Source organism: Zobellia alginiliquefaciens (genome assembly GCF_029323795.1).
Classification (GTDB): Bacteria; Bacteroidota; Bacteroidia; order Flavobacteriales; family Flavobacteriaceae; genus Zobellia; species Zobellia alginiliquefaciens.
The window spans coordinates 4774484-4798582 of sequence record NZ_CP119758.1 but is presented as its reverse complement, the minus strand read 5'-3'; the positions used below and the strand labels follow the sequence as shown (position 1 = coordinate 4798582).

Here is a 24099-nt window from a genome sequence, read left to right as displayed (position 1 = left end):
TTTAAAAAAGTTTAACTTTTTCATTACTTTGAATATCTACCGATTTTTGAGAGAATAATACAAGGTTTTTTGCAGTACTGTTAATTGCTATTTCTTCTGACGTAATTTCACAAGATTTAGATAATACTTTAATATTTTCCTCAATGACCTCGGTTTTATTCTTAGCCATTATATTACAGCTTTCACTTGCCGAATCTTTTATGCTTTTGCCAGCTTGAGATACGATGTCTTCTTGAGCACTTAATTCAATATTTTTAGCAGATAGTTTTATAGTTTCTACAGCGTTAATATTAACATTATTATTAGCATTGACAGTAATATCATTAGTAGCGGTATCAATCTGAAAAATATTCTCATTCTTATCCTTAATCGTTATACTCTCCCCGCCATCGGTATCATTCAATTCTATTATATGTCCACTTCTTGTTTTTATCGCTTTAATATTATTATCTGCATCCGCAAAGCCACTACTGGCACTGCTGTTGAACCCTGCACTAAGTACAAAGGGTTTTTCCGGGTTTCCGCCCTCAAAGCCTACCAATACCTCCTCGTCCTTTTCGGGAATGAAATAAAACCCCTTACCGCCACCACTGTAGGGAGTAGGTACTTTTATCCACGGAGTGTTGGTTCCCATAGGTTTTTGCCAAGGAAACTGCACTTTTATCCGTCCGAGGCCATCGGGATCTGCGTTGTCCAAAACAAGTCCACGCTGATCGGCAGACCTTGTAACAGCAAAACTGTTGGAGTAGGGCAGGTGTTCGGTACCTTCTGGCACGCCCTCAAAAGAATTGCTATAGTGTCCGCTGTGGTCAAAACGGTGTACCACTTTTATAATATCGTATGATCCGTAAGGATCTTGTGCTGTAGGGTCGGAAAAATTAAGACCCTTTAAGGAAAGCGTATCGCCCACGCGCATGCCCACTAGCTCGGAGGATCCGGAAGCGGTCACCATACCGGATGCCCTTCCCAAGGTGTTCACCTTGGCAGCGGTATCAAGACCGGCCTGTGCACTATATTCATGTTGACCTATGGTATAGTCGTAACTGCTTTTTTTATTGAACAGGGTATCGGATTCGTCTTTTACGGATGAAAGATAGGGGTGGGACGAATTGGCGGTATGAGGGGCCGAACTTGCCTCTAATTGGGTGTTGTTTACCCAGTCGTGCCCTTTAATGTCAAAAACCTGTTCTTTGAGCGAGGTAGATAAATTGAATGAGAGGACATCGATCCCGTACACGCCGTTAAGGGTAGCGCTGTCGGATTTTCCCACGCAAAAATCACGTCCGTTATGATAGAGCCAAACCCCGTATCGGCTGCACAATCTTTGTAGGAACGAGAGGTCGCTTTCATTATATTGTACCGTATAGGGCAAAGAAATACCTGTACCCGTACCTATACTTTTCTTAAGAATGTCCGTTGAATGTCCTTTTAAGGTATCCTCCACGACTTGGGATAGCGATGTACCCTCTTCGTAACTAAGGCACTGTACCGAATTTGCCAGTAGAACGGACGGTCCATGGCCCGAGATGACCAGGGTGCCGGAAGCACCGTTTCCTTTTTGAAGGTCTACATTGGTAACCACACCTATAAATTCCATTTCACCGGAATTGAGCCCAATGGACATTTTCTTGCCGATATAGCCCAAAGCATTTCCCATAAGGGGTCCGGCATAGGTTTCCGTGGCATGGGCAGGAAAAGCGATACGAAAAGTACTGTGGCCGCCAATGGCCTGTTCTACGGATACGGAATAACCCGAATTTGGAAGAAATGCATTACCGTTTAAAATGAGGTTGATATTGACGATTTTGGACATGCGGTGGTTTTTTAACTGATTAAGATATTTAGAATTCTAAGGGTTACCAAAAATTCAAATGACAATTCGATGAACGGTATTTCGTACAAGTTGCCTGTTTGTATACAGGCAACTTTGTAAATTATAGTTTACAAATTATATTACGCTATAAGCTAACGCATTACCCTATTGGGTTATTCTAGGTTGCTAGGTATAGAAAACCCGAAACGGCAAAACATTGGCTGATTTGGTCTTTATGCCGATCAACAGCTCTTTTTTCAAATGTTCCCAGTCCGTCTCACTATAATCGGCATCTACATTCCGGGTTATGTAAATATCGGTAGTAGGGGTGTAACCCACGGAGTTGCTTTGGGATACCATAACACCTTTTTCTACTTTTACTTTTGTTATGGCATCTTTGAATACGGCATAACAGTGGTGAATGATGTCCTGACGGGTAATGATACGCCCTCTAGAGAGCACTTGTTCCCTGTAGGCATAAATTTTTTCGCTTGGATTGGGTTCATCATGACCGCCTAAGCTTCCTGTTATAAACACCAGTGATTCCGGCTTAAAAGCGGTTCCCGAGTATTGGAATAATTTACTGTACGGATTTATTTTATTGGCCTTCTCACCCGTAGTTGTCCAATAGTCCGTAAAAACTATTTTGTCCCTATTTTTTTCTACACTATTTCGGTTGACGATCAAATATGGGATTTTGTGTTTTCTGAAATTGCGAAGTTCTATTTGCTGCTCGATCCGGGAAACAATTTGCTTTAAGTCCTTAAGGTTGCTGTTTATAAAATCATCGCCCATGGCGGAAAAAGCAACACTATCTTCTTTTAGAAGGTCTAAGGTATAGTTTAATAATTCCGAAGCATCGCGCTCATCAAACCTACTTACACCTCCATAACGTAAATAAGCCTGGGGGCGGGTATCATCTTTTTTGTTTCTGTCACGTACATAATATTCATTACCGCTGTCTCCCAATACGTTGTGGACATCCAAAAAGAAATCTTCTCCCGCCTCTAATGGAATGATATTGAAATTAGGCTGTAACCGCTTACTAACACTATGCGATTTTTTATTTAAGGTAGGGAAGCAGTTGATGTGGCAGTGCAGGTTCTCTAACATTGAAGAAGAGACCACAGTAGAAAACTCTATTTTTATCCATAACAAAGGCGTAGTCAAGGTATCTAAATCTTTCTGACTCAAGAATTCCTTAAACTCTTCCGGGTATTTTTTAAGCTTTCCCTTTAAATTGATGCTACCCTCCAGCGTATAAAAATGATCTCTGTAAAACTCCCTTACGTATTCCTCGTAAAACTGTATCTTGCTTTGTATGCTTTCGTTAATATATGCGCTGTAGTCGTCTTTAACGATTTCTGGCTGCGCATACCCCTTAACTACGTTTAATAGTTCTCCGTTAATAGACCAGTCCGCAATACCTAAATGGTGTACCAATAACTCTTTGTTGGTAAAGTTTAAAAGGTCAAAATAGCAAATGAGGTCGTCAATGGTCTTTATGCCTGGAGCAGGTTTTATACCCATATAGATACTGCTATTTTCCGGACTACCGATAAAATCCGAACTATTGAGCCATGGCGTTGTTCTATGATTATGGTGCGAAACTATTTTATCCGGAAAGGCTATATAGCTAAGCTCGCAATTGTTTAAAGTAAATTCACCGGAAGGGCAAAAGAAAAAATCCTTAAAATCTTCATTTCCGCTATCCCTGAACAGCGGCATGCGTTTTCTATGAAAAAATTGACTTCGTTCGTTTATTACCATTTTACCATCAAGAGGTAAGGCATGTACAATAGCATGTGCGGGTTTGGCCGTAACCGATATTTCCGGTGTAAGCAAATCTACCAAACGCTCCGTAACCTTGGTACGACTAGTTTTAATGGTGTCTGAGATACGTTCAAACTCATGAGCACAAGCATCAAAAAGAATTCCGACAATAGGGTCAAAGGAATATTCTATTTCCATATCGTCTACACCCCAATCCTCGGCGGCCCTTCGGATCAGTCTGTCTTTTATCTCCTCTTTTGTAAGGCTCTTCATTTAGTTGTTTTTTGGCTGATAATTGAATCTAGTTCTTCTGTACTAACTCCTATTAACTTAATTATTTATAGGATAATGGAGCTAAATAGTAGTCTCCATTAAATGTAAACGGCTCATCTGTCTTTACAATTGTACCTTTTATGGTGATATAGAGGTATTTCTTTAAGCGAACCTTATTGGTTTTGGAAGATAGGCTTTCCATTAACTCAATATTTAGGTCTATATTCGATAGGCGTTTTTCGTAGGTCTTTATTTGCGCCGTTAACGACTTTTTAATTCTCTCTTTTAGAACATTGGTATTTACCAAAAGGTCAAAATCCGTTTCCCAGATTTCACTACCAAAATGCTCATCAAAAGTATATTCCTCAAAATAGGTGGTTATAATCACACTTATGAATTGAGAAATAGAATCTTGTAGCGTTAATTTCTTTAGCTCTTTCTTTTCAAAAAAACGTTTGAAATCAAATGGTGCTTGGTAATACGGTTTAGCCATTATTTTTTCAGATACGGTTAATACTACTATGAACTAGCTTGGTTATTTCTTCACCTTAAATTCCAGTTCACCTTTCTTTAACGCAACATTAACCGTTTGTGGTGCCTTTATCTCTCCCGAGATGATCATTTTGGACAACGGCCTTTTTAATTTATTACGGATAACGGCCTTGAGCGGGCGTACACCATAAGTTGGGGAGAACCCGTCTAAGGATAAATGTTCTTTGGTTTTTTTGTCTATTTCTAAGGTGATTCCCAATCTTTCCGTTAGTACCAAGAGCTCCTTTTTTAAGTGTAAATCGAAAATAAACGGAGCGTTTTTCTCGGAAATGGGAGCGAAAGGAACAATTTCAGTAATTCGGCCTAAAAATTCCGGTCTAAAATAGCTGGCCATTATTTCTAGCAGCTCATTGGATTTGGGTATTTTTCCTCCTTCTATTGATTTGCTGATAAAATCGGAACCAATGTTTGAAGTGAACAAGATAACGGCGTTTGAAAAATCACCCACTTTCCCCAAACGATCGTTTAGTTTCCCTTCGTCAAGTATTTGTAAGAATACATCAAAAACGGATTGATGGGCTTTTTCAATTTCATCAAAAAGTACGATTGAATATGGCTTTTGCCGTATTTTATTTACCAAGACACCGCCTTCTTCATACCCTACATATCCCGGAGGAGCTCCATAAAGCAAGGCTGCGGAATGTTCTTCCTTAAATTCGGACATATCAAAGCGTATGATGGCCGATTCATCATTAAACAAAAACTCCGCTAACGATTTTGCCAGTTCCGTTTTACCGGTTCCGGTAGGGCCCGAAAAGAAAAAAGAACCAATGGGTTGCCCGGCCTTGGAAAGCCCTGATCTAGATTCTATAATGGCTTCCGTAACGGTTTTAATGGCGTTATCTTGACCAATGACCCTTTTCATAAGCGTAGTCTCCATTTCCAGCAGTCGCTCACGTTCTTGGGATTGTACCTTTCCTGCCGGAATACCAGTTATACCGGCAACCATAGCTGCTAAATCCTCTTCGGTAACAGCAGTTCGTTTTTCTTTGGAATGTTCCGTTATACCGGATAATATACTCTTTATGTAAGCTGATTTTTTTTCATAGGTAGGTAGACGTAAGCTATCTTCCGTATCAAATTTTCCGGTTACAATAGGACTTAATCTATTTTTTAATTCGATGTAGACCCAATCTATAGCCTGAATTTTTTCGGACTCCTTTTGTTTTTCCGTTTTAGATTCTATTGCATGGAGCTTATCGTTCAGATCTTGTAAATCTGTAGGCAAGGATTGTGTGGACACATTGGCGGCGGCCATTGTTCTATCTACCAAATCCAATGCGGAATCTGGTAGGCTTTTCTCTTTTAAATACCGTTTTGCCAAGCGAATGGATTCTTTTAGTGCCTCATCATCAATAGTGAGCACATGATGCTCAGTATAGGTCTGGCCAACACTTTTTAAGATACGAAAAGCCATTTCTGGATCAGGTTCTTCTACGGTAACGGATTCAAATCTTCTGTTAAGTCCATCATCATTGGCGATGTGTTTTCTATAACTATCCGCTGTGGTTGCCCCGATCAAGATAACCTCACCTTTATTTAATTCCGATTTAATAACATTTAAAATGCCTTGGCTTGCAGACGCGTCCTGTAACAGCACATGAAAGTCATCTATAAATAGAATAGGTTTTACCAGGTTTTTTGCCTCGTTAAAGATACTTTGTAAACGATCTTCAACTTCTCCTTTATACGAAGCTCCAGAAAGTAAAATGGCGGTATCTATTTCCAATAAGGTGGCCTCTTGTAAAGTATCCACGATTTTTCTGGAGTGAATTTCCTTGGCCAAATTATGTATCAAAACAGTTTTGCCTACACCGGACTCGCCTTGCACCATTACGTTGGGCTTGGATTTTCGGCTAAGGATTTCAGCGATTTGCTTTAGCTCCCGATCACGATTTATGATATGGTCATAATAACCACCGGAAGCTTCAACAAGTAAATCGTTGGTATATTTTTTTAGAACATCGGTGTCGGTTGTAAAATCGTCTGTAGTATTTACGCTTTTCTTGTTAGCCGCACCTTTGCTATCCGTACCGTTAGAAAAACTATCGAATAGTTCTGAGCTGCTAACGGGTAGTGATTTTACTTTATCGAAACTAAAACCTACACCTGGCGTAATAGCGGATATGAATAAGCAGATAAGGTCTACATCTGGTCTGTTTAACTTGGTCTGTATCTCTTCCGCCTCAACAAAGACCATTTTTGCCTCTGAACTAGCTTTTACCGCCAATGTGCGACTGGTACGTTTAGGGTGGGATTCCATATTAACATCTGCCCACTCTTCTATAAAGTATACATCAACCCCTTTGTCGTGTAAAATACGAAGTAAAGAAAGGTCCCTGTTTAAAGAGGCTTTGATTAAATGAGCGGGGCCAAAGCTTTCATGTTGGTGTTCTTCGGCAAGTTGTGTGGCAATATGTATAGCTTTCTCTAATTCAGTATTCATGCAATGGTTAGTTTCGGTTCATACGTTTGGCAAGATCTAATGCGGTATTGAGCCTGCTGATTTCTTTTTCGTAATCGGTAATTTGCTCCTCTAGGTCGTTTATTTCCTGTCTGGCGCTCTCTACTTGCTTTAAATCTCTTTTGGCATCTACCAATTTGTTGTAGGTAAGGACCAAGTTTTCGTACATACTGCGGTCATCCAAAGAATCTTTAGGAATATCACTTCTAAGGTCTATAAGGTTTTTGATAATGGACTGTTCTACAAAAAACCAACCTTCTTTTACGGTATCCAGAGAATCTATTTGCTTGTCTACCCCTTCTAACGCATTTATAAATTTTTTCTGGTAGATAAATTCATATTGCATTTTTTTATTCTCCTTACGCAGAACGGCATTTTCCTTCCAAGGTAGTTTGTAGCTATAGAAAAAAGCCGTGAACAGAATACCCACCGTTATGGCGAACATTAGTAAGAACAATAGGAAAGAGGAAGTTCGTTCTTTTTTGTTTAGTATCTCCATAATAGAATTTTAATCAGCTAGGAAAGAAGGTTTGTTGGATTTGTCCTGTTTGTTCTGGACTATATTTTCATTTACGAAAATTCCCATATCCCTTCGTTTTCCGATATAATCAACTTGTGTTAACACGGTAAGCAAACGGTCAATAACGTTCATGAAGCCAGACGCTAAAATTAGGTTTTGGTTCACATCGTTGTGATTGTATTGCATGTTGATTACATCCGTAAATATTTTTTCATAATCACCTCCTTTTAATTCGGTCCATTCTCCAAAATAATTGAAAAGTTCTTCCTTATTCTGTGATGATGAGATGTCCACAGATCCTTTAAAAACTCTGGCAAAACTCACTATAATTTCTAAAAGCTCCTTTGGGTGCATATCATACTCTTCCCATTTTATCTTTGTAATCTGCTGAGCCAGGTATGCATATGCTTTATCAACCGCCAAATGCATGGCATCCGCAACGGGATTATCGCTCTGCTTCGCCATAATTTTTTGAACGATAAGAATTGCGTTGCGCTCTGTCATTTTTACGAAGTTTTCGGTATCGTTATAAAAGTCGATTAAACTTTCATGAGCGCCTAGAGTTAAACTAGGAGGTATATAGTCTGTTGCAATAGAAAGGCTTTTGCCTTCTTTTTGAATTTTGGCAATTGGGAGTTGGTTGCCGGACAGTCCTGATTTTGCGAAATCATCACTGGTTATAAAAGTAAAAAACTGACCGTTGGTCAAAAATGGATGTCTTGGTGGAATTTCCTTTGGGTCCTGTTCTCCAAAAGGTATGGTGTGCTCTGTATCTAGGTTTATTAGCAGAAAGCCTTCATCAAGCTTACTGTCCGCTAATTCATCAACCACAATTTCTTCTTTAACGGAAGGCGTATTTTCTGTAATCTCTATTCGGTTTCCGTTTGGGGTAATGGCTCGTAATTTTTTGATGCTTACCTTTAGGCTTTTGTGAATGTCCAGGTTTATGGCGTACTCATTATTACCATCCAGATAAGACGCTAAAAAACCATGACCGTATCTTCCTTTACGAACAACATAGGCATCTTTTATACTGTTTTCGGCAAAATTCTGAAGGCTTTCAAAATGCTCCTTGGAGATTTTCATGCCGTCTACCCAATTAATTTTAAAGTTCTTGATATCCTCTATCATGATATTTACGTTATATACGTTGGCAAATTACTACATCGCCATCGTTTAGGTTATTATCTTCTACAGTAAGCTCTGAATCTATATGTTTAGAAGCTCCGTACCACTTTGGTTTGCTATAAAAATACCAACCGTGAGGGTCGCCTGATGCATCCGTTAGTTCTATTTTGGTTGTTGTTTTTTTAACGTTATAATCGTTTATAAAGAAAAAGAACAGCCGGCCGAATTCCATATTTTTGGGTGCTTTGGCTTTAAAGCTGGTCATTTCCCCAGCTTCGGTATTTTTGTAGAACATAAAGTTAAGTATGATCATGTTCTTTAGTTCGTAATGCTCAGGTGTATCGTATTTTTTCTGTAACGGGTAATACCATTTGGTGTATAACTTTACAGGAATTGAAACCGAATATTTATAGAGTACAAAAAAGCTTGTAGGTATGGTAAATGCCGCAATCGTCAGAAAATAATAGGGCAGATATTGCAAATCTTTATAGTGCGCCGCAATAAGGATTACGGGGACCATAACCGCAAAGGAGGTTATAATTCCATAAAGTAATTCTTTTAGCCCCTTATCTATATCGAATTTTTCAAACAGATAGCGGTAGAAAAACACGTGAAGACCGCCCATTACCGTTGCAAAGGCTAATATCCAAAAATAACGGAACATTAATGCAGACTGTTTCAGGTTATATATTATAGCTAAAAATATGCCCATTACGGCAATTAGCGCAGCAAGATAATAGTAGTATTTTTTCCTTCTAGTTTTGAAACCAGGGGTTTTCCGGGCCAGTAAACCAAGAGCCAACAAAATAAAAACCAAGACCATTGCAAAAGGAATCAGTGCTTCTACGTTTATAAATCTTTTCAAGTAACTTCCAATCATAGGGGTCTAAATTGTAGCGGATACGCCAAGTCTTCCGGAATATATATCTTCGCTCATCACAAATTCTCTTTCTTTATCTGCCAGCGTAAATTTTATTTCAAAATCGGCCTCATAGGGCAAGGTGTGTTCCAAAAAGAAATTCATTAGTACATTAATTTTTCCATTGGGCATGTAATCAACTATTTTTTTAGGTCGTCTTATTTTGTCAATGATAAAAATGTATTTTGGAAGAAAGGTAACAGGTTTTCCTTCTGTAGCCATATTTATTCCCAATTGCCATGGTTCTTGCTTCGTTTCGGATGCTATAGTGGCATAATCTTTCTCAATTATTAGCTTTTCTTCAATAATGTTTTCCAATACTAATTGTAACAACGGCAAATCACCGGCTATCTTGTACATGAAAGGCATTGTTTTAAGAATTTTTGCAGCCGTACTTGCCGGGATCCTAGAGTCTATTTGCCAAAGATTTAACAAAAAGTCAACCAATTCCGGACTGCCTAAAGATTTAAAGGTAAGGTCTTCAGCTGACTCTATGGCAACACGCTGAAGAAAAAATTCGGTTTCCAAGGGCTTGAAAAACTTTCGGGCATTTTCTTCTTCAACCTTTCTACCGTTATAATCCGTAACCATGGTTTCTACATATGGCGTTCCGGAATAAGTTTGATGAAAAAAACGTTCGGGAAAAATATTATAAAAACTTCTGCGGCTTAACGATACCTCTATAGTGTTCTTTTTGTCCAGACTTTCCTGTATAGTCGTTATGTCTTTACTAAAGCGTCTTTTGAAGAAGTCTCTAAGAACTATATCAATTGCTGTCTCTTCATTATTTAAATAAGAAATAAAGGTTTCTGCCTTTAAATCAAAATCAAGGTCGAACAGCTCTTGCTGTATTTTTTCTGGGGAAAGGGTTTTCATTTTTACAGGTTTTTGAGCAAACGTGCGCCAGAGACGAATCTATCTTGCCAATATTTTGAGTTCAAGTCTGCAATTTGAACTCCATGGGGGGAATTTGATCCTGTAAATTTTCCGTTTTGAAGGTAAATGCCCACGTGGGAAACCACTTTGTCTTCATCTCGTAATCTAAAAAAAAGTAAATCTCCTTGTCTTAAAAATTTTTGACCAGAAAAGTGAGCTTTTATATCAAAATCAAACTGTTGGATAGAAGTTCTTGGAAGTTTTAAACCATAAACTTTTTCATAAATATCTTGTACATAGGCAGAACAATCAACTCCATTTTTGGTAGTGCCTCCCCATTGGTAGGGCGTGCCCATCCATTCATCTATACTTGCATACAATTTTTCGTTTTCTAGGTCTTCATACGGGACACCTAATAATTCAGAAAAACCCTGTCTTTGTTCCTTAGTTAGGTAGGAGGGTTCTACTATGGTAATTTCTTTTTTATCTTGCACAACTTTTGCTGCGGCCAAACGTTTGGATTTTTCTATTTCTTGCCTATAATACTCGCCTTGGCCGGCTATAGCGGTTTTATTGGCACAACCGCTAAGCAAGGCAATAATTAAAAGAAAAGACAGTTTTAATTTCATATAAAAAATCGTACATTTAATTGAAGGGAACAATGGATAAAATTAGAGATTAATTATGAATAATAAAAGTATTAAAACTCACTTTGACCTTAACGTGTTTATCACTTTTTTAGTATTGTTCTTTGCGGGATTAGCCCTTTTTTCTTTTCGTTTGAACAGTGAGGTTGATTGTAGCAATGTAGATTTTGAGATTATTTCCAATTCCTACACAACTGAAGATTTAATAGAATTTAAAAGCACGGATCCTTCAGGATTTAACTGGACTTGGAATTTTGGGGACAATGAACCTGAGGCGTTCCGATCAGACGTTGTTCATCAATTTAAAAAACCTGGTAAATATTCGATTTCTTTACAAATGAATGGCGAATGTGTAGCATCTCGTGAAATTGTAATATCTAAGGACAAGATAGTGCGTGATGCAAAGCTTATTCCCAATATTGTTTTGCCAAAACAGGTTAGGGTAGGTGATGAAGTCGAATTTTTTAACGATTCCAAATTCGCTACTTCTTGGCAATGGAGCTTTGGGGAAACAGCAACTGTAGACGGCAATGATAGAAGGGAAACATATACTTACAAGTCTTCCGGGGAAAAAACCATTCTACTTGTGGTGAATGGTGATCGCAGACACGAGGCAAAGCGTATTTTAACGGTATACCCTTCCAAAAAGAAAGTGAGAATTAGTAGAAGTAGAAATGCTAGTGCGCCCATAGAAAATGTTTTGGCAACAATTCCTGAAGCGCCAAAAGAAGAGAAACCAGTAGTTGTAGAAGAAGATACTGTAGACAAACCTCCATATATTGAAATCTCAAATGAAGAGATAGAAGATATGTTATTAAGGTACTCGGTCAGAAATCTAGATGACGTTAGCATACGAAACTATTTTTGTGTAACGAACATTCCTGTTTTCAATAAAAGCGGAGATCGTTTTACGGTTAGCCAATTCTTTAAAGCGGTACGGGACGTTAAAATAGAAATCAATAGCCTTAAACTCTATAGGGATAAGCAAACTGGTTGTATAAAAAGTATGACGGTTGACATGCGGACCAAAAAAGGATTGTTCTGGAAGAGTTTTTAGTGGATGCTTTCGTGAGGACTTAATATAAGAATTACTAGGTTGGTGTGACCCGACACAAGTGGAAGAAGAGTGGTTTTTTTAAAACTTACATTTTTTATCGGGTCTTAATTCAGGTTTTTGGAATAGGTTTACTTCACGAATTGTTCCCTGTTAAAATGGTATATTGGCAATGAATTTATCTTCAGTATATAGTGGTATTTACTATTATTAAAATAGCTTTTTTCCTACGTTATTTTTTATGTCGAATATTTATAAAAACTTGCACTTTATCGAAAAATATTTGGAGACTATCAGATATTTAATAGTTTAGCATTGTCTTATTGACGTTTATATATATTTAATCAGGTATTAATTACCACAAAAATTATTTTTTATGTCTTTTAAAGCTAAATTGAATTTAGGAGGAAAAGAGTACAATGTTTTAAGTTGTAACTACGATCTTTTTCAAGAAACAGATCCAACAGGTCGTCCATCTTCTGTAACAAGAGGAGGTAAGATTACTGTTACTGTAGAATCCAATGACGACACTGCCGGTGTTGAATTAATGATGGATAACTTCGGTAAGAAAGATGGGTCTATTACTTACACAAAAAGAGATACGGACGCTAAACTTAAAGAAATCAAGTTTACGGAAGCCTATATGGTAAAGTACAGAGAAAACTTTGATGCCTCTGGAACCAATCCTTTAACGGAGACGTTTACTTTGTCTGCAAAAGAATTGAGTATTGGTGGTGGTCAGCACCAGAACGAATGGGTAATGTAATCCATTTATCAATCTATAATATGAAAAGGAGGCAAGCAAACGCCTCCTTTTTTTTACTTTTTTAACCAACGAACTATTAAATTTTACATTTCATACCTGTTTCCTAGGTAATTGTGATGAATCTATATCGTATAAATGCCTTTTAAATATTGCTATTAGGAAAGTTTATGATTCAAAAGTACTGATTGTCGTATTTCTATACGTAGATAACGTTTAGGTAATATTAAGGAAAAAACCTACCTATGTACAATCGGTTACTTTATTTGCGCATAACTTTTTTTTAAGTAAATTTAGAAATTAAAACAAATTAAATATGGCTATTGATAACGTAGGTATTGGTGGTAACGAAGTAAAAGGCGATGCTAGTGAAGCCTTGAACGAAATTCCACAGAACAGAGCTTTAATTGCCGGTAAGCTCACCCCAAATGCACCGGTAAAGCCAGAAGTGGTAGAAGGTCTAAGAACCGTTGAGGATATTTTTGAACATTACGAACCCGAACTCAAAATTCCTTTTGAAGATAAAAACGGCGGTACCGTAAACGAAACCCTGAAATTTAAAAACCTGGGTGATTTTGGTAAAAAAGGCATTATTAATAATAGTGTTTTTTTAAAGGAGCTTGAAATTGAGAGTGATCAATACAAAAAAATCATTAAGCAATTAAAGACCAATAAAATCTTGAAAGCCGCTTTAGAAGATCCTGAAGCTAAAAAATCTTTGGTAGGTACCATAGATGCTTTGATCGAAGAAATTAAAAATACTAAATAAACTTAAATGGCCGATACACAGAACAACCAAAAAGCTGCTCAGCTTAGTGAAAAGCCCTTTGCGCAACAGATAAAGGAAAAATCGGACGGACTTGTCAAATACGGTGGATACGACCTTTTGGAGTCTGCCATTGACGATGTACAGAACTTAAACCCCGATCGTAAGGCGCGAAGAAAAATGTTCCTTACCGAAAACAATAAGAAGCAAGAGCGCGAAGAGCTTTTAAAGAAATTAGAACTTTGGTCAGAAACCCTTAAGTCTGGCGATGATATCATAGATTTGGTACAAGCGGCAGATGATAAAGCAGCTTTATCACAACAGGTACTTACAAAAAACTTAAAGGCAGCTCTAGAGGAAACACGAGAGTTGGAAACCTCTTACCGTTCCGTAGCTTTGTTCTATAAAAATACGGATTTACCTTCTTTAAAGAACGTTTCTATCATCAACGCGGAACTAGACCAACTTACAGATTTGGACAACACCCGTTTCTTTGATCATATACGTGAAGAACTGGTTTCTAAATACGATCGTTTAGACCTTCGTGAGAACTATTCACTTATGGTGCTTCCTGGATACTTGGGCTCTAAATCCGTAGTAGATAAATGGGCGAAGGTAGCTCATGACAATAAGGTAACCTTGGTAACGGATTTTGCGCATTTAGATGAGCCGGACGATGTTATGGAAATGTTTGAAAGTGCCAATCTTGCTAGTGGAGATATGTACTTGTCCAATACCATTATGACCTGTAACTGGTTGGTAGGCCGTGGCAAACATGATGAAGTAGGTGAAGAAGAAGATGTCCATGTACCGCCTTCTGGAGCACTTGCCGGTAAAATTTACAAAACCCTAATGTCTCAGGTAACTGCGGGTAAAAAGCACGGTGGCCTTAGTGAGGTAGATGGTGTAAGCTTTGATCTAAGAAAAAGCGAAATTGCTAATCTTGAGAACCTAGGATTGGTACCTATGGTGAACGAATATGGTAAGGTAATGGCATTTTCTGCCAAGACCCTTTTTAATGGAGACAATTTAGGTCTTCAGACGTATTCTGTAGTTCGTGTGTTTGATTATGTAGCCAAGGTGTTAATGGACTTTCTGAACCGTAGGGCTTTTGAGAATTTCACGACCAAAACGCGTAATGAGATACAATCTCAGATTGTACGCTTTTTAGATGATATTACCGGTCCGGATAAACTAATAGAGAATTTTGAGATCCGTAGGTTTGAGCAAGACCCGAACCAAAAAGACCGTATTTATTTAGATGTACGCCTAAAACCTTATTTCCCGGCCAAAAACTTTATGATCAAAATGGATGGTCAAAAAGGAGATGAAGGTACGGATTGGGATACGGAGTACGCACAACAGTAAAACAGTTCTAAACGAAGTTATATCTTCTAAGGTCTTGTTATAGAGAATAATAAACAAAAACTAGGTTTTTGGTTAGGACTCTTTTGCTTAAGAGTTAACCCTATGAACCGTAACTTACCACTTTAAAAACCTGAATAATTATGTCATTTTTAGCAAAACTTACTGTTGACGGGCAGATATATAATGTGCTTAACTGTACCTATAATTTTGAACAGCCTATTGATGGAACAGGCAAACCATCAGGTAAACCAAGAGGAGGACAAATTATGGTCACTGTTGAATCAAAGGGTGAATATGATTTGTTTCATTGGATGAATGAGCCTGAACAAACAAAAGATGGTACCATCGTTTTCTTTAAGCGTGATGCCATGTCAAAACTACAAGAAGTGAAGTTTACCAAAGGATTTTGTGTTAAACTTACAGAGAATTTTGATGCTATAAGTTCTAGGCCCATGCAAAAAAGAATCGTGATTTCTGCAAAAACCATTACTATTGGCGATATGAATTTTGAAAATCAATGGGGCGAGTAAAATCCTGAATTTATGGAAGAAGAACTACTAAAAGAACTAGATAGTATTCTACAGCCGGCCATACAGCAATCTTGGCAATCGGCCAAAAACGTTAGTCATGGAGGTGATCCTAGAGATGCATTCTTGGATTTGATTAAAGTTCAGGTGGATAATTACAAGATTGATATTTCGAATACACTTCAAAAATTAGATTTAGCAATGCAAGGCAATTCTTGCAGTGTTGAAACGGCGGCGCAAGATTTTGAATTTCCCGAAAATGTAGAAGAAGGACTTCCAGAGATAGATTCTTATGAATATGTAAGAGAAACTTCAGACGGATTTGAAGTATGGGATGGTATGCGTTGGATGCAGGTGTCTAAACAGGCAAATATTAAGGTTGATGTGTTTGAAAATCCGGAAAATGATAATAGGCCGGCAGTTCGGGTATGGGCCAAAGATTCAGTAACGGAAACTAGTATACTTTTTGTTGACAATGATATTGTTTCTTCAGGTTATGATTTATCTATGACCAGAACGGGAGATTTTGATTATAACTACGATATTCCTAAATCTAATGGGGGTTATTGGGAAGATCCTATGTATAATATTTCCAAAAATAGTACGGGCATAGGAGGTATGTTGTCAGGAGCTCTTGAAATTAATCAATTGGGAGATCTGACTCCCTGGCGTACAGGTGATGCTCTTAAAAATGCAAATGGATGGTATCGTACAAAAGAAGGGTTGCTTAGAAATCTCAATAAACAAAGAGGAGGCTTTGCTACAGGTGTTGGTGGTCATCAAAAAGGAGCTAATGCAGCTTTAAAAAGATCTAAGATATTTAATAGAATTGGAAAAATAGCTTTTTATGCAAGTGCAGTTTACAGTGGTTATGGAGCTTATGATGCTTTGCAAAGTGATGACTCTAATCAATATGAAGTATATACCAAAGCTACAGTTGACATTGTCATTGGAGCAATTGGGGTTTGGGGTGGCCCAGTGGGGTGGGTAATTTCTGGGACATATTTAATTTTAGATATCTCTGGAGTTTTTGGAGATTGGGGTAAGCCAAGTGGAATGTCAATGAGCGAGAATAGTTTACGAAATAAGATGCTATTTGACCAAAAATATGGATTTCTTATGAAAGACATGAATTTTGAAATTGAGTACCAACCAACTATGGAAGAAGAAAAAAAGTATTATCTAGAAGAACGTACGGTGAAGCAAGATAATACAGGAGTCGCAAGGAAAAAGGTGCTTTTTGAAAAATTTTATTAATGAGCTGGATAGAAAATCTACGTCCGCCAAGGTTTTATAGGTATATGTTTTACCTTCAGTACAAGTTCTCTCGCAGTCTTTGGGACAATGACGCCCAGTTTTCTGCATTAGTGGGTACTGCGCTAACCTTAATGGCGCAGTTCGTATTTCTTATGGTTACGCTCTCCTATGTTCTTAAAATTTCTTTTGTGATTAATTTGCTGAAGAATGTTGGACCCCATCATGTTTTAATTTGTTCTTTTTTCTTTTTAGGATTAAGTTATCTTTTGTTTTATAAAAACAATAAATGGATAACTATTATAGATGAATTTCGAAACCTTGATGATGAAAATAGGAATTTTCATTTTTTTCTATATTTATTCTTTTGTTTTTTCTTAGCGTTCTATCCTATTTTTTTTAAAATTTTCCTTGGAATAGACTTATCGAATTAGAGTTGCTTTGATTAAAATTTGAAACAAATATTTCCTTGAAAAGTGTACGGTAGAACAAGATAATATGCGTATTGCAAAAAATCGACAAATTTGATGTAGGAGTGAGTGGTTTTTTTAGTAATTATGGAGGTGTCGTTATAAAATCTGCATTTGACTGGAAATCTAAAAACGATTATGGTACAAACAATTTAAATAATTTTACTACTAACATGGTTTTTGGTAGTTTAAAATATAAAGCTAGTAGTTCATTTACTGAAGGCGTTGGAAAACCATTGTCCACCTTTGCTCCCGGTCTTGGTGATATTTTCGCACAAGGAGGAAAGTCTACTATAAAAATTACGATAGGTGCTGCTTCTAAAAAAATTAAAGAGAATTGAATTTATTGAAAAATAAATATTTTAGCCTATTGCTATTTTTTCTTTTTGCTGGAGTATTATTAGCAATAACAGTTTGGTCCAAATATGATATTGCCCAACATGAAAAATACACAATTGGCTACGTCTATGATATTGATGGAGGAACCGCTACGGCTGGTCCAAGTTTGGTCTATAAATATTATGTTACAGGTAAGGAGTATCATTCAACATCACCATTTTATGAAAATAAAAAATTATATTTAAATCATTTTTATAAAGTTAGGTACTCTTCTAAGAACCCGAGCTCAAGTGAAATTCTATTGGATAGTGTAGTAAGTGATACAATACTTATCAAGAAAGCTGGGTTTTCATTGCCAAAGAGGAAAAAGAACAGGTTTCAAGAGTTTTAGGTGATTTGTATGAATTTTAAATATCTTGTTTTACCCTTATTTTTTCTTTTTACATCGCTTTGTTCATCTCAAAAAACTCTTATTAGCGATAAAACAAAAAAAGATTTAACATTAGTTCCGGGAACGAGAATATCCCTTCAATTACCATCAGGGTTTCAACTATCAAAAGATTTTATAGGTCTTGAAAACGGTGATAATGAGATTATCCGCTTTTATGATATGTATGGTACAGATTATTATGCGGATTCTAACAAGTATTCCAAAAAAGCATATGAGAAAATAGGAGCAATTGTATATGAATTTGAAGAAACGATAATTGATGATTACTATGGAAAAGTGCTCGTTACCAATAGTGACTATGCAAACAGAGCCGTAACCTTGGTTTTTGGCGATGCTTTTTTTTCTGTATTAGCGGTTGCTGTTACGAACAATACTAACAACACTGAAGTTAGTCATATAATAAATTCATTTAAAAGCATAAAATATGACAAAGACCGAGAAATAGGCTTGATGGAAGCAGCATTTTTTTCTATTGATATAGAAAAGAGTGGCTTTAAACTATTTTTTCGTTCAAATGAAATATTTCACTTTACGGAAAATGCAGAGGAGCCTAGTGATGTAAATGTTTCTTCATATGTTATAAACCAAATGCTCGTTGATCCTGCTAATCCCAATTTAAATTTTATAGTTGACAACGTCATAAACTCTAGTATTGAGAAAGGGTTTAAAGTTACTGGTAGAAAACAAACATCAAAAGATAACATAAATGGTTACCATTGTTTTAAAGAATTGGTTTATGGCGAATCTGAAGGTGTGGAAACCCAGATAGTATTTACTGTTATCCAAGATGGTAGAAGAGCCTTGGCTATAATGGGGAGTGCGAAAGAAAACTTTCAGGAGAATATTGAAAAATTCAATCAATTGACTTCTACAATAAAATTTAAGTAGATTGTTTCCCTCCCGCAACGAGTGCCGTACAAAGTAAGAGCAGGATTAAACTAAAAGTACAGTTATCTGAAGTCTAGTGTGTTTTTAGATAATTAAGATGAAAACTGTAATGTGAGTAAATATAGACGGCACTCGAAAAATATGAGCGCTAGCGGGGGAATATTTTTTGACCCATCCGAACCAAGATTCATTAGGTCTAAAAATGAGTATTGATACATTATATAGATTTAAAAAGGTTCGACCTGTTGTAGAACTTTTCAATGATGAATTGTATTATGTTGGCGTGCAGGAAATAAGAGATACTATCTTGCAAAAGAAAATTCTAAAAAAGTCACAAGATTTAATTTATAAAGAAAATAAAAAGAACCAAGAACGTGCAGAAGAAATATTCGATAAGGGCGATTATTAAATACATATTTCTTTTTGGCTTTATCTGTTATAGTTGTAAGGATAATCAAAGCAAAAGAAATAAAAGTCAGGAGGTAGTTATTTCACCAAGGATTAGTGAAAATTTTCGTGTTTTGGACGGGGATAGATATTTGGACTTTAAATTACCGGACACTATAGCCTTGAAGGATTCTATAAAAGGATATATTGTTTATAAATCAAAGTTTGACACCATAAAGAAGACATCTAAAACAACTCATTTTGTAGATTTATATTTTGCAAATACTGATAAGCTTTCCGAAGATTTCTCGGAATTCCAAAATAAAAAATCCGATACTTTCGCTAGAATACACGATTCTCTTTTTATTATTTACGGTATTAAGTTCAATAAGAGAGGTAATCACTCATTAGAAGGTTACATTAAAGATTATTTGTATGAAGAAGTAAGTCCAGATAGCGTTCGTTTTCGAACGATCGAGGATCATATTCTTTATGAAATTTATGTGAAGTAATCTTTAGAATACTACGAAGATTAGGTGGCTTTCGGTTACAGGCTTAGAGTCCTAGATTCAATCCGTCGGGAAAATGATAGAAAGAGGAGGGGTTAACCATTGGTTAAAACAAAATTAATAATGTTTCGTACGTCAAGTTTTCTACTCATCTTTTTTGTTGTGTTCTCCTGTAAAAATGAAGTACATAAAGAGCTCTACCCAAGTGGTAATTTAAAGTTTGAATCTACGATAGGCGAAAATGGATTGTTTAACGGGGGGTATACTGAATATTATGATTCGGGGGAAGTCAAAACCAAAGGGAAATACGTAAATGGTAGTATTTCGGATACGGTTTATGTATATTATAGAAATGGGAACCTGAAATCAAAAGGACTTTTTGAAGAAGACATTAAAAAGGGTTGGTGGAACTATTATCGAGAAGATGGGAAACCAAAGAGTTTTGAGGAGTACGTTATCGTCCGTGACAGTATGTACAAGAATCAATCGATACATTATCTGAATAATGAGGAAATAGACTTAAAAAACAGTTCTTTCTTTAGTTTGGAAATATCCGATACGATAGAGGTGGGTAAAAATATTGGAAAAGTTTTGAACTATAATTCCAACTATACATCGGATAAATATTATCTGTCGGATTACTATTTCTTAACGGTAATCGTTGAAAATGAATATGAAAACGGGTTGATAAAAAAAGACACTTTTAGTGATGGTTCTTTTTCTCCGGGTTTTGGGATTTTCGCTAGAAAAAAAGGAAATCAGACAGTTAGAGGTAGTATCTTGGAGGAAATAGTATACGACATTCCTTCTGATAGCTCCGTAGTTGTTAAAGAGCATTTCAAATACTTCGAAAAAGATGTGTTCGTTCAATAATACCTCGCTAGCGCTCGTTTGCAACGAGTGCCGTACAAATTAAGAACAGGTGTAAACTAAAAAGAAATCTATCTGAAATCTTTTGTGTTTTTGGAGAAATAGGATGAAAACTGTAATGTGAGTAGCATAGACGGCACTCGTAAAATACGAGCGCTAGCGGGGAAAATAAATATTATAGATACAAATAATAATGAGGTACCTTATTGTTTTTATTATGTTGTTGCCATTTGTTGTGTCAAGTCAAGAAAGTGAAGTGAATTTATACGGAACTTGGCATTATGAGCGCCGTTCAAAACCGGAAATAGGCTTCACCATGAGAATAGATGGTGAAGATGTTATCGAAGCATCGAATGATGAATCGGAAGACGGGGACGGCATGGACCATTTTTATTTGGTTTTTGAGAGTGAAGGACAATTAATCGAATATAAGGTAGGCATGGGGTTTCGCTCAAAATATAAAATCCTTGACAACACGGTCTACTCAAACGGAGACCCATTATATGAAATCGTGACATTCAGGGATAGTTTAATGGTCATAAAACAACCGAATGAAGTTGATACCGCCACGTATGAAAAGGTGGAGACAGATTTAAGTCATCTGGAAATAATTAATTGATATCTTTAAATAGAGAAGAAAAACAATATTTCCTAGAGCTATATGAATTTCAACAAATCTTATCTAGCAATATTCTTTTTACTTTTAATAAGCTGTCAAGCCCAAAAGAAGGATGTTTTGGTTGAAAAACTTTCACAAAAATATTGCAAAGCCATTGAAAACATAGAAATGAATGGGAAATCTCACCAAGTTATTTTAGAAGATATGCTAGTGGCTGCTAAAACGATAAACAGTGAAAACACTGATTTAATTAAAACGGTTAGAAAAGGAATAGCTCAAGAAATAAAATCGACCGACGAAAAGAAAATAGGTTACGCTTTCGCAACAGATTTTGTTACGAATTTGATGGAGAAATGTCCATCTTATTTGAAAATGGCAAGAACTCAGATAACAAAACTAAAGGAAACAAATGGTACGGTGGAGTATGTTTCTAAAAGGGTAAAAGGGTTTTTGGAGGAATGGAAAGATATGCCGTTTAACCAACTTTACAAACGAGCTAATGACTCCATAATAACTAGTATTGATTACTCAAACTCTTATTTCTCAGACTATAAGTCGGAAGACCAGTGGACCAACATAAAACCAATAACTGATATTCATGTACATCTTTTGAACACATCTGATACTTATTTTAAAGCATTTTTAGTAAATGAACAATCTCGGGCAATGGGTTTGCCAGCAGAAGATTTTCCCCAAGCAAGAGTTATAGAATGGGAGTTTCAAGAAATCGATTGAACTAATTTTAAATAGACAGTATCCAAAATTCTGTTTACACAAAATTTTGGATACTGTCTTGAATTTGGCCGGTATTAAAAACTATAACTTTATCCTCTTTCCCAAACTTTATTCCGTTGTTTAACTATATAGAACCACCTAAAACCAGCAAACTTCTCTGTTCATCGATTATTTGGTTTGTTTTCCCGTTAATTCGTATTTTTGTGTTTTTCGTTTTACATTCTTATGTAAGATACCTAAACATTGTTGAAAGAAATTAGACCTACTTATGAAGTCGTTCCCTACTTTATTAATTCTTTTTCTAGGCAGTTTTTTATTTAATAACCCTATTCTTTGGTCCCAGACTCCAATTGCTGTAAAAACTAATGATTTTGTAACGACCACGATTTTTTTTCCATCTAATATTAAAAAAGTTGTAGAGCCTGCGGCAAATTTTACATTTACTTATGAGAGCGGTTCTAATATAGGGTTGCTTAAAGGTAAGAATGGTAGGCCAAGTAATCTTTTGGTTATTACTGAAGAGGGCTATATTTATTCGTTTGCACTGAGTTATGCAGAGGAAGTACCGGAATTCAGTTTTATTTTAACAAAAGATCAAGCTATAAGTAGAACCATACCAAGTAACAACAATAGTTCGCAAAAACCTGAAGTTGCAGAAAAATATTCTGATAGTCAGCGTCAAATAAGTGATGCAACCTATGAAGAGTCATCACAAAATATTCCAGAAGGGAGCAAACTAGATGATGGAATTAGTCAAATACAGGTCGCAGATGTTCCGTTACAGCAGAATGACAGTATGGCTAAAGAATCCAGGTTTGAAAGTAATGCTGAGAGTGGGGAAGAGGATTTATATGATGTAGATCGTGAAGAGTATTATCGTATTTATTGCGAAAATAACTATCTGCAGAAAACCGTTTTTAAAAGAAGTTTTAGACAGAATAAAAAAATTTCCGTGCGCCTTAATAATATTTTGGTGGATCGGAACGAAAAATATTTTGTGGTTCAAATAGAGAACAACTCCAAAAAAAAATATGATATTGCAGGACTGAGCTTTTTTAAAAAATCGAAAGTTGGACAACTTGAGAAAATTATGAATCCGCTGTACACTTTTAATCTCCAAGAAAGTATAGATCCTGAAGGCATTAATGAAGTTGTATATGTGTTCAAAAATTTTAATATTAGCGCCAGAGAAAAAGTCTCTGTAGTTTTGGCCGATGCGAATAGCGATAACATGGTAATACTACCACTCGATTATTTACTAATTAATTCTCCCTCGAATTGAAACATATCACGGTTTTACTTTTATTGCTATGTTTTCCTATAGTAGTTTTTTCTCAAACTTATTCCAATACATTTTCGGTATCCGGTGGTTTATTTGGTGATGGCTATGGAGGAGAGATAACTTACAATACTAACCTGAGTGAAAATACCCACACCCAAATAGCACTAAATGGCACTTCTACAAATTATAAAAGTGGATCTGCAAGTATCCCATATACAAGTGTCACAGCGAGTTATTCTTACTTTCTTACAGTCTGGAACAGGAACAGGAAAATGCAGTCCCTTTCATTGGGTGGTGGAGCCTTAGCGGGTTATGAGTCGGTGAACAATGGTAATGTAGAACTGAATAATATTATTTCTGTTGACGGGGATAGTAAGTTTATTTTTGGAGCAGTAGTTACGGCCGATTTGGACATTATACTTACCGAACACCTTTCCTTATTGGTAAAGACCTCCGAATTTTACCATGTAAACAGCGATTTTGGAAATCTTACGAATTATAGCGGATTGGGAATCAGGTACTATTTTAATTGATTGCAGATTATGCAGTTAAAAAAGTCGTACATATTATTTCCTCTTATCCATAAATCATACGTTTCATCGATAGTTGGGTCCAAAATGGATGTAAGGGTATATATAATTTAAACCGATTCCATATCTTGTAGGACTTTCTTGTCAAAAAGAGAGTTCTACCGTTTACGGTGTTTAAAAAAAAGAATCGATAGTCCCTCGGAAAAATGAAGAAGTACCTTAAGGTTTCAGTCTGCTGTTTCAGTCTTTTTTTAATAGCGTTGGCGTGCACCAAGGAGGTGGGCCTTATCACCGAGGTGGAGTTCGAGCTTACCGAGCAGCA

General features: G+C 36.4%; 25 protein-coding genes. 16 read left to right on the top strand and 9 right to left on the bottom strand.

All coding sequences use genetic code 11. The features are described from left to right. Position 1 precedes the first annotated feature (1 nt). The 9 genes from P0077_RS19855 to P0077_RS19815 all read right to left on the bottom strand — a co-directional run bounded on the left by P0077_RS19855 (position 2) and on the right by P0077_RS19815 (position 10947). Positions 2-1813, bottom strand: coding sequence for a type VI secretion system Vgr family protein (locus P0077_RS19855; protein WP_276166935.1), 1812 nt, complete (start codon positions 1811-1813; stop codon positions 2-4). A gap of 186 nt (positions 1814-1999) precedes the next feature. Further along, positions 2000-3859 (bottom strand): hypothetical protein, encoded by a 1860-nt coding sequence (locus tag P0077_RS19850; protein WP_276166934.1) that lies wholly within the window; start codon positions 3857-3859, stop codon positions 2000-2002. A gap of 61 nt (positions 3860-3920) precedes the next feature. Then, on the bottom strand, positions 3921-4352 hold the full coding sequence (locus P0077_RS19845) for a GPW/gp25 family protein (RefSeq protein WP_194527500.1): 432 nt from the start codon (positions 4350-4352) through the stop codon (positions 3921-3923). 42 nt (positions 4353-4394) lie between these two features. Further along, positions 4395-6857: an AAA family ATPase gene (locus tag P0077_RS19840; protein ID WP_276166933.1), complete on the bottom strand. Its 2463-nt coding sequence runs from the start codon at positions 6855-6857 to the stop codon at positions 4395-4397. 7 nt (positions 6858-6864) lie between these two features. Further along, complete coding sequence (tssO, locus tag P0077_RS19835) at positions 6865-7374, bottom strand: type VI secretion system TssO (protein WP_194527498.1); 510 nt, start codon at positions 7372-7374, stop codon at positions 6865-6867. A gap of 9 nt (positions 7375-7383) precedes the next feature. Further along, complete coding sequence (locus P0077_RS19830; protein ID WP_276166932.1) at positions 7384-8526, bottom strand: hypothetical protein; 1143 nt, start codon at positions 8524-8526, stop codon at positions 7384-7386. Positions 8527-8536: 10 nt separating this feature from the next. Next, positions 8537-9403 (bottom strand): TssN family type VI secretion system protein, encoded by an 867-nt coding sequence (locus P0077_RS19825; RefSeq protein ID WP_276166931.1) that lies wholly within the window; start codon positions 9401-9403, stop codon positions 8537-8539. Positions 9404-9409: 6 nt separating this feature from the next. Beyond that, positions 9410-10318 (bottom strand): hypothetical protein, encoded by a 909-nt coding sequence (locus P0077_RS19820; protein ID WP_276166930.1) that lies wholly within the window; start codon positions 10316-10318, stop codon positions 9410-9412. 2 nt (positions 10319-10320) lie between these two features. Beyond that, on the bottom strand, positions 10321-10947 hold the full coding sequence (locus P0077_RS19815) for a C40 family peptidase (protein ID WP_276166929.1): 627 nt from the start codon (positions 10945-10947) through the stop codon (positions 10321-10323). 55 nt (positions 10948-11002) lie between these two features. On the opposite strand from P0077_RS19815, the gene P0077_RS19810 reads away from it, so the two are divergent. The 16 genes from P0077_RS19810 to P0077_RS19735 all read left to right on the top strand — a co-directional run bounded on the left by P0077_RS19810 (position 11003) and on the right by P0077_RS19735 (position 23780). Further along, complete coding sequence (locus P0077_RS19810; protein WP_276166928.1) at positions 11003-12022, top strand: PKD domain-containing protein; 1020 nt, start codon at positions 11003-11005, stop codon at positions 12020-12022. A gap of 373 nt (positions 12023-12395) precedes the next feature. Then, positions 12396-12785, top strand: a complete 390-nt coding sequence (gene tssD / locus P0077_RS19805) for a type VI secretion system tube protein TssD (protein ID WP_276166927.1) — start codon at positions 12396-12398, stop codon at positions 12783-12785. Between the two features lie 313 nt (positions 12786-13098). Beyond that, positions 13099-13551: a hypothetical protein gene (locus P0077_RS19800; RefSeq protein WP_194527491.1), complete on the top strand. Its 453-nt coding sequence runs from the start codon at positions 13099-13101 to the stop codon at positions 13549-13551. A 6-nt stretch (positions 13552-13557) separates the two neighbouring features. Beyond that, positions 13558-14916: a DUF5458 family protein gene (locus tag P0077_RS19795; RefSeq protein WP_276166926.1), complete on the top strand. Its 1359-nt coding sequence runs from the start codon at positions 13558-13560 to the stop codon at positions 14914-14916. A 140-nt stretch (positions 14917-15056) separates the two neighbouring features. Next, positions 15057-15446 (top strand): type VI secretion system tube protein TssD, encoded by a 390-nt coding sequence (tssD, locus tag P0077_RS19790; RefSeq protein WP_276166925.1) that lies wholly within the window; start codon positions 15057-15059, stop codon positions 15444-15446. 12 nt (positions 15447-15458) lie between these two features. Then, on the top strand, positions 15459-16700 hold the full coding sequence (locus P0077_RS19785; protein WP_276166924.1) for a hypothetical protein: 1242 nt from the start codon (positions 15459-15461) through the stop codon (positions 16698-16700). A gap of 502 nt (positions 16701-17202) precedes the next feature. Continuing rightward, positions 17203-17508, top strand: coding sequence for a hypothetical protein (locus tag P0077_RS19780; protein WP_276166923.1), 306 nt, complete (start codon positions 17203-17205; stop codon positions 17506-17508). Beyond that, positions 17505-17897 carry a hypothetical protein gene (locus P0077_RS19775; protein ID WP_276166922.1) on the top strand — a complete coding sequence of 131 codons (393 nt, stop codon included), beginning with the start codon at positions 17505-17507 and terminating at the stop codon, positions 17895-17897. The genes P0077_RS19780 and P0077_RS19775 overlap by 4 nt, the downstream gene beginning before the upstream one ends. Before the next feature lie 9 nt (positions 17898-17906). Next, positions 17907-18845, top strand: a complete 939-nt coding sequence (locus tag P0077_RS19770; RefSeq protein ID WP_276166921.1) for a hypothetical protein — start codon at positions 17907-17909, stop codon at positions 18843-18845. A gap of 202 nt (positions 18846-19047) precedes the next feature. Next, on the top strand, positions 19048-19254 hold the full coding sequence (locus P0077_RS19765) for a hypothetical protein (protein WP_276166920.1): 207 nt from the start codon (positions 19048-19050) through the stop codon (positions 19252-19254). Positions 19255-19366: 112 nt separating this feature from the next. Next, positions 19367-19744, top strand: a complete 378-nt coding sequence (locus tag P0077_RS19760) for a hypothetical protein (RefSeq protein WP_276166919.1) — start codon at positions 19367-19369, stop codon at positions 19742-19744. A gap of 120 nt (positions 19745-19864) precedes the next feature. Continuing rightward, a complete protein-coding gene (locus tag P0077_RS19755) occupies positions 19865-20614 on the top strand; it encodes a toxin-antitoxin system YwqK family antitoxin (protein ID WP_276166918.1) in 750 nt (249 codons plus the stop codon). A gap of 190 nt (positions 20615-20804) precedes the next feature. After that, positions 20805-21230: a hypothetical protein gene (locus P0077_RS19750; protein WP_276166917.1), complete on the top strand. Its 426-nt coding sequence runs from the start codon at positions 20805-20807 to the stop codon at positions 21228-21230. A gap of 42 nt (positions 21231-21272) precedes the next feature. Beyond that, positions 21273-21965, top strand: coding sequence for a hypothetical protein (locus P0077_RS19745; RefSeq protein ID WP_276166916.1), 693 nt, complete (start codon positions 21273-21275; stop codon positions 21963-21965). A gap of 268 nt (positions 21966-22233) precedes the next feature. After that, positions 22234-23247 carry a DUF8473 domain-containing protein gene (locus tag P0077_RS19740; protein ID WP_276166915.1) on the top strand — a complete coding sequence of 338 codons (1014 nt, stop codon included), beginning with the start codon at positions 22234-22236 and terminating at the stop codon, positions 23245-23247. After that, entirely contained in the window at positions 23244-23780 is a 537-nt protein-coding gene (locus tag P0077_RS19735) for a conjugal transfer protein TraO (RefSeq protein ID WP_276166914.1), read from the top strand. Before P0077_RS19740 ends, P0077_RS19735 begins: the two co-directional genes overlap by 4 nt. The last annotated feature ends 319 nt before the right edge of the window (positions 23781-24099 follow it).

Bases quoted from the DNA above. Each gene is read 5' to 3' on its own strand.
- P0077_RS19855 (WP_276166935.1), bottom strand. From the start codon at position 1,813: ATGTCCAAAATCGTCAATATCAACCTCATTTTAAACGGTAATGCATTT.
- P0077_RS19850 (WP_276166934.1), bottom strand. From the start codon at position 3,859: ATGAAGAGCCTTACAAAAGAGGAGATAAAAGACAGACTGATCCGAAGG.
- P0077_RS19845 (WP_194527500.1), bottom strand. From the start codon at position 4,352: ATGGCTAAACCGTATTACCAAGCACCATTTGATTTCAAACGTTTTTTT.
- P0077_RS19840 (WP_276166933.1), bottom strand. From the start codon at position 6,857: ATGAATACTGAATTAGAGAAAGCTATACATATTGCCACACAACTTGCC.
- tssO (WP_194527498.1), bottom strand. From the start codon at position 7,374: ATGGAGATACTAAACAAAAAAGAACGAACTTCCTCTTTCCTATTGTTC.
- P0077_RS19830 (WP_276166932.1), bottom strand. From the start codon at position 8,526: ATGATAGAGGATATCAAGAACTTTAAAATTAATTGGGTAGACGGCATG.
- P0077_RS19825 (WP_276166931.1), bottom strand. From the start codon at position 9,403: ATGATTGGAAGTTACTTGAAAAGATTTATAAACGTAGAAGCACTGATT.
- P0077_RS19820 (WP_276166930.1), bottom strand. From the start codon at position 10,318: ATGAAAACCCTTTCCCCAGAAAAAATACAGCAAGAGCTGTTCGACCTT.
- P0077_RS19815 (WP_276166929.1), bottom strand. From the start codon at position 10,947: ATGAAATTAAAACTGTCTTTTCTTTTAATTATTGCCTTGCTTAGCGGT.
- P0077_RS19810 (WP_276166928.1), top strand. From the start codon at position 11,003: ATGAATAATAAAAGTATTAAAACTCACTTTGACCTTAACGTGTTTATC.
- tssD (WP_276166927.1), top strand. From the start codon at position 12,396: ATGTCTTTTAAAGCTAAATTGAATTTAGGAGGAAAAGAGTACAATGTT.
- P0077_RS19800 (WP_194527491.1), top strand. From the start codon at position 13,099: ATGGCTATTGATAACGTAGGTATTGGTGGTAACGAAGTAAAAGGCGAT.
- P0077_RS19795 (WP_276166926.1), top strand. From the start codon at position 13,558: ATGGCCGATACACAGAACAACCAAAAAGCTGCTCAGCTTAGTGAAAAG.
- tssD (WP_276166925.1), top strand. From the start codon at position 15,057: ATGTCATTTTTAGCAAAACTTACTGTTGACGGGCAGATATATAATGTG.
- P0077_RS19785 (WP_276166924.1), top strand. From the start codon at position 15,459: ATGGAAGAAGAACTACTAAAAGAACTAGATAGTATTCTACAGCCGGCC.
- P0077_RS19770 (WP_276166921.1), top strand. From the start codon at position 17,907: ATGAATTTTAAATATCTTGTTTTACCCTTATTTTTTCTTTTTACATCG.
- P0077_RS19765 (WP_276166920.1), top strand. From the start codon at position 19,048: ATGAGTATTGATACATTATATAGATTTAAAAAGGTTCGACCTGTTGTA.
- P0077_RS19755 (WP_276166918.1), top strand. From the start codon at position 19,865: ATGTTTCGTACGTCAAGTTTTCTACTCATCTTTTTTGTTGTGTTCTCC.
- P0077_RS19750 (WP_276166917.1), top strand. From the start codon at position 20,805: ATGAGGTACCTTATTGTTTTTATTATGTTGTTGCCATTTGTTGTGTCA.
- P0077_RS19745 (WP_276166916.1), top strand. From the start codon at position 21,273: ATGAATTTCAACAAATCTTATCTAGCAATATTCTTTTTACTTTTAATA.
- P0077_RS19740 (WP_276166915.1), top strand. From the start codon at position 22,234: ATGAAGTCGTTCCCTACTTTATTAATTCTTTTTCTAGGCAGTTTTTTA.